Here is a 4,998-nt window from a genome sequence, read left to right as displayed (position 1 = left end):
CCGGGGTGCGGCGCGCACGGACGGGGACCCAGTCGTGGTGCGCGGGTGGGCTTGCCCGTGCGTTGAGCGAGGTCCGTAGGGTCGAGTCGAAACGTCGCGCGCGCGCGGGTGGGCGGGTCGCGAATGGTCGTTCTGAGGCGCGGATGACGACCAGGTGCGACCCGCTGAGTGTGTTACCGCGTTTCGACTCGGCGCTGGCGCGCCTCGCTCAACGCACGGGGGCGGGGGCGTCCTCGCCGGGCTAGACCTTCGCGTTCTGGCGGGGGATGAAGACCTTCTTGATGATCAGCAGGATCGAGGCGGTGACCGGGATCGCCACGAGCGCTCCGAGCAGGCCCATCAGGGTTCCTCCGACCATCGCCCCGATCACGACGAGCGACCCGGGGACGGCGATCGCCCTGTTCATCACCTTCGGCGTCAGCACATATGCCTCGATCTGCATGTAGAGCAGGTAGAGCGCACCGAACACCAAAGCGGCGATCGGGCTGGCGAACAGCGCGACCAGCGTGCCGACGATCCAGAAGATGACCGTACCGACGAGCGGGATGATCGTGAGGCAGAACGCGACGACGGCCATCAGCAACGGGAACGGCAACTGCAGAACGGCGTACAGCAGGAACGTCACGACCGAATTGAAGAACGCGAGGACGACCATGCCCCCGAGGTAGGCACCGACGGAGCCGGTGATCTCTTCGGTCATCTCCGCGACGAACGGCCGGTTGCGTGCCGGCGCGAGCAGGTAGAAGGCCTGCTTCATCTGCTCGAGTGAGGCGAGGAAGTACAGGCTCAGCACGGTGATGATGATGAGGCCGGAGATCGTCGTCGCGATGCCGACGCCCACCTGGAGCACCCCGCCGCCGATCGTCGCGATGTTGCCGGGGTCGGTGAGGAACTTCTGGATCTCTCCGAGCATGACCGGGACCTGATCCCCGAACTGGTCGCGGGTCCACAGGTACAGCTCCGTCCCCTGGAAGTCGGTGATCATGGTGGGGAGGTCGCGGATGAACTGGGCGATCTGGCGCACCACCGTCGGGAGGATCAACCAGAGGACGCCGACGAGCACGACCGTGAACACGGCGTACACGATGACGATGCCCCACGCCCGCGACATCCCGTGGCGCTCCAGTCGCCGTACCACCGGATCGAGGCCGAGGGCGGCGAACAACGCGAAGGCGACATAGATCCAGATGGTCGCGAGACTCGTCACGGCCGCGCCGAGGCCGATCGCCACGAGCCCACCAAGGGTGACCAGGAATCCGAGGCCGAAGGGGCGGTTGAGGAAGGTCCAGGTCGTGCGCTCGAGCGGCGCCTCGATCACGGGAGGCGCTCCCGCGATGGTCGTCGCCGGGGTGGAGGCGGCGGCGGGGGCGGATGCCGGGGCGGGCGCTGCCTTCTTCGTGCGGCGCGCGGCGGAGCGGCGGAATCCCTCGGTCATGCTCACACTCTAGGGTGAGCGGCGGCATCCCGCCGCGACGCGTCACCCGGACGGGGCGAGTCGGTCGAGCCGGTAGTGTCGGCAGCGGAGGAATCATGACCGACGCCATCGCCCAGCTGCGCAGTCTTCGCGCGAGCATCGACAACATCGACGCGGCCCTGATCTTCATGCTGGCGGAGCGGTTTCGCTGTACGAAGCAGGTGGGAGTGCTCAAGGCCGAGCACGGGATGCCGGCATCCGATCCACTCCGTGAGGAGCAGCAGCTCGCGAGGCTCCGCTCCCTCGCCCACGATGCCGATCTCGATCCCGAGTTCGCCGAGAAGTGGTTCAACTTCGTGGTGGCGGAGGTCATCCGCCACCACGAAGCCGCCGCCGACGAGCGCTGAAGGTGTCGCCCCGATCGCTACGCGGTCGTGCGGCGCAGCAGCCCGTAGGTCGCCGCGGCGAGGACGGCCGTGACGATCAGGCTCCACAGCGCCAGGCTCAGCGCTCCCTGCTCGACGACCCAGGTGAACACCCTCACCCAGGCGTTGGTGCGCGCGATCACGAACAGGATGCCGACCAGCAGCAGCGCAAGCCCGACGAGCGCGACCGTCAGCCCGAGGGGGCCGAATCGCTTGTAGACCGTCGCGGTGGCGAACCCGGTGACGAAGAACAGCATCGTGACGATCGCGAAGAAGGCGCCCGCCGCGAGCGGCCCGTGCTCCCAGATCCACGGCAGGTAGAAGAAGTAACCGTTCAGCCCGAAGCCGTCGGTCGCCTGTTCGAGCAGACCCCCGAGCAGGAAGACGATGCCGAGGATGATCGACGTGAGCACCGCGGTCAGGAGCGTCCCGGCCCAGAACTCGCGGCGGGTCACGCTCATCGCCTGCGAGAACGGGAACGAGAGAGTGAGCGAGTAGACCCCGACGGCGAGGAAGTACCACAGGGGCGCTTGGGCGCCACCACCGTACTTGGGCCCGTCGAGACCGGAACTGCTCAGGATCGCGTAGATCAGCAGTGTGATGACGAGAGATCCGCCGAGGATGATCAGGGGAAGCCAGACGAACGTCTGACGGTTCACCAACTGCATCCGGATGACGTTGAGGGTGCGGTTCATGCGAGGACTCCGTTCTTGGCCCCAGTGTTTGGGGTGGCGTGCTGAGTGAGCCGGACGATGAGCTGCTGCAGCGAGACCGGCGTGAGTTCCAGGCCCGCGGCGGCGAGCCGGGTACGCTCGTCCGGCGGGAGGGTGCCGAGGACCGTGACCTGCGACACGTTTCCGAGGCTCTCGCGGTGCAGCACCTCGCGCCCGGCGGCGAAGGCGTCGACTGCGGCGGTCGGCCCGACGACGGCGGTGGCCCGGTCGCGCAGCGACTCGGTGTCGTCGTCGAGCAGAATGCGGCCGCCGTCGACGACGAGCACCCGTTCGAGCAGGTTCGCAACCTCGTCGATCAGGTGGCTGGACAGGATGATGGTGCGCGGATGCTCCGCGTAGTCCTCCAGCAGGCGGTCGTAGAAGATCTGGCGAGCCACGGCATCCAGTCCGAGATACGGCTCGTCGAAGAACGTGATCTCCGCGCGCGAGGCGAGGCCGATGATGACGCCGACGGCGGAGAGCTGCCCGCGTGAGAGCTTCTTGATGGGGCGCTTCAGCGGCAGCTGGAAGTCCGCGATCAGCTCGTCGGCGAAGGTCTGATCCCACTTCGGGAAGAACAGGCTCGCCATGCGCAACGCGTGCGAGGCGGTCGCGTCGTCGGGGTAGCGCTGGCTTTCGCGGACGAAGCACAGCCGTCCGAGCACGTGGGCGTTCTCGTAGGGGTTCTCGCCGAACACGCGGACATCGCCCGAGGTGGCGAAGTTCTGCGCGGTGAGGATCGACATGATGGTGGTCTTGCCGGCTCCGTTGCGGCCGAGCAGCCCGTAGATGGCGTTCTCTTCGATCGCGAACGAGACATCGTCGAGTGCGAGCGTTTCGCGGTAGCGCTTGGTGAGGTGGTTTACCTCGATGACGGCGGTCATGAACGGTTCCCTTCGGTGCGTTCCTGAGTGAGACGGATGAGGTGGATGAGGTCGTCGGCGCTCAGGCGGAGCGTGCCGGCCTCGGCCAGCAGGGGGGAGATGAAGCGGTCGGCGAATGCGGCGCGCCGCTCCGCGAGGAGCTGATCGCGGGCGCCGGTGGCCACGAACATGCCGATGCCGCGGCGTTTGACGAGCACTCCCTTGTCGACGAGCATGCTGATCCCTTTCGCGGCGGTCGCCGGGTTGATGCGGTAGAAGGCGGCGAGCTCGTTGGTCGAGGGCGCGCGTGTGCCTTCCGTGAGGGAGCCGTCGATGATCGACTCCTCGACGCTGCCTGCGATCTGCAGAAACAGCGCCCTGCCCTCTTCGATCACGCGGCCTCCTCGATGCTGGTCCCGGTCCATCGGTTACTTACATGACTAATGAACCATAGAACCGCGCGCACGTCAACCCCTACCCCGCTCGTTGAGCGAGGGAGGCGAAGCCGACCGAGTCGAAACGGAGTTCGCGACGCGGGTCAGTTCTTCAGGGGCGTTGCCCGTCGTCCTCGCGGGATGCCGTGGACGTGCTGCCCCCGGCATCCAGTTGCAGCGCGACCTTCTTCTCGAGGACTTCGACGGCCTCGTCCGACAGCGCCAGCAGGCCGTCGACCTCTTCGCGGACGCGGCGATAGGCGAGCTGCCGCTCGGCGGGAGTGGCGGATTCGTCGAGCGCGACCGTCAGCAACTGCTGCGCCGTCGCGAGCCGTTTGCGCTCGACCTCGCTGAACTGCGAGTCGCGCACGCGGCGGGCCTCGCGTTCCGCGAGATCGAACGCTACTTCGTAGTCGGTGACCGCGTCGCGGTACTCCGTGACCCGCTCGGGCGACAGACGCGCGTCGGCGGAGTGCGGGCGCAGCCGGTCGGCGACCTTCTTGGCGCGCAGGAAGGCGGCCGTCAGCGGCTGACGTCCGTCGCTCATCGTGGGGAAGGCGATCATGCGGGCGACGTCGAGCTCATACTCCAGCCACCGCGCCGTGACCGCATCGTGGGTCTCGAACAGCCGCTCGAGCTGGTGCGGGATCGCGGCAGGACGGGTGATGGTCTTGGGTTCCGTCGCGGCGGTCACCGTGGGCGCCGCGCGCGCCGCGCGCAGCTGTGCCTTCGCCGCCATGACTTCGAGGCGGCGCTTATGGCGTCGGTCGAGCGCGCGATCGATGCCCCGGATGGCGCCGCCGACCATCCCGGCGAGGGGAAAGACGAGCCACCAGAAGCTGCCCGCGAATTCCCAGAACTGATTCACCGTGCCACCCTACTTCCCCGGTCGTTCGCGCGCCGTTCCCTGCCGTCAGGACTCGGGCCGGCGCTGCGTTCGTGAGGGCACGGGCCAGACCGGCGTGGTGGCGGGTCTGGGTGCGGGCTGCGGGTGGATCCTCGCCTCGCGCGGCTGCTCCGCCCGCTCCCCGTCACGCTGTCCGCTGCGTCCAGCCGACGCGGAGTGCCGCTCGGGCGGCGCGGAAGCGGCCGTTTGCGTCGGGTCGGCGTGGGTGGTGGGGGAGTCGGGGGGCGACGGAGTGGGGGCGG

The 4,998-nt window shown here is 68.1% G+C and carries 6 protein-coding genes; 1 reads left to right on the top strand and 5 read right to left on the bottom strand.

Translation table 11 applies throughout. From position 1 onward, the window contains the following. Positions 1-241 precede the first annotated feature (241 nt). Positions 242-1,435 (bottom strand): AI-2E family transporter, encoded by a 1,194-nt coding sequence (locus tag WBP48_RS15605; protein WP_424441674.1) that lies wholly within the window; start codon positions 1,433-1,435, stop codon positions 242-244. A gap of 95 nt (positions 1,436-1,530) precedes the next feature. Here WBP48_RS15605 and WBP48_RS15600 point away from each other — a divergent pair, with 95 nt between their 5' ends. After that, on the top strand, positions 1,531-1,821 hold the full coding sequence (locus WBP48_RS15600; protein WP_424441673.1) for a chorismate mutase: 291 nt from the start codon (positions 1,531-1,533) through the stop codon (positions 1,819-1,821). 17 nt (positions 1,822-1,838) lie between these two features. On the opposite strand, the gene WBP48_RS15595 is transcribed toward WBP48_RS15600, so the two are convergent. From WBP48_RS15595 to WBP48_RS15580, 4 genes are all read right to left on the bottom strand, one after another. Next, positions 1,839-2,534 carry a hypothetical protein gene (locus WBP48_RS15595; protein WP_424441672.1) on the bottom strand — a complete coding sequence of 232 codons (696 nt, stop codon included), beginning with the start codon at positions 2,532-2,534 and terminating at the stop codon, positions 1,839-1,841. Beyond that, entirely contained in the window at positions 2,531-3,436 is a 906-nt protein-coding gene (locus WBP48_RS15590; RefSeq protein WP_424441671.1) for an ABC transporter ATP-binding protein, read from the bottom strand. The genes WBP48_RS15595 and WBP48_RS15590 overlap by 4 nt, the downstream gene beginning before the upstream one ends. Further along, complete coding sequence (locus WBP48_RS15585) at positions 3,433-3,810, bottom strand: GntR family transcriptional regulator (protein ID WP_424441670.1); 378 nt, start codon at positions 3,808-3,810, stop codon at positions 3,433-3,435. The genes WBP48_RS15590 and WBP48_RS15585 overlap by 4 nt, the downstream gene beginning before the upstream one ends. A gap of 151 nt (positions 3,811-3,961) precedes the next feature. Further along, on the bottom strand, positions 3,962-4,717 hold the full coding sequence (locus WBP48_RS15580) for a hypothetical protein (protein WP_424441669.1): 756 nt from the start codon (positions 4,715-4,717) through the stop codon (positions 3,962-3,964). Positions 4,718-4,998: the final 281 nt, after the last annotated feature.

It is taken from the genome of Microbacterium sp., assembly GCF_049661145.1.
Taxonomy (GTDB): Bacteria; Actinomycetota; Actinomycetes; order Actinomycetales; family Microbacteriaceae; genus Microbacterium.
The sequence above is the reverse complement of the archived record's forward strand: the minus strand, read 5'-3'. Positions and strand labels throughout refer to the sequence as shown.

What these genes read in the sequence shown, in the direction of transcription:
- WBP48_RS15595 (WP_424441672.1), bottom strand. Translation starts at nt 2,534, where the DNA reads ATGAACCGCACCCTCAACGTCATCCGGATGCAGTTGGTGAACCGTCAG.
- WBP48_RS15605 (WP_424441674.1), bottom strand. Translation starts at nt 1,435, where the DNA reads ATGACCGAGGGATTCCGCCGCTCCGCCGCGCGCCGCACGAAGAAGGCA.
- WBP48_RS15600 (WP_424441673.1), top strand. Translation starts at nt 1,531, where the DNA reads ATGACCGACGCCATCGCCCAGCTGCGCAGTCTTCGCGCGAGCATCGAC.
- WBP48_RS15590 (WP_424441671.1), bottom strand. Translation starts at nt 3,436, where the DNA reads ATGACCGCCGTCATCGAGGTAAACCACCTCACCAAGCGCTACCGCGAA.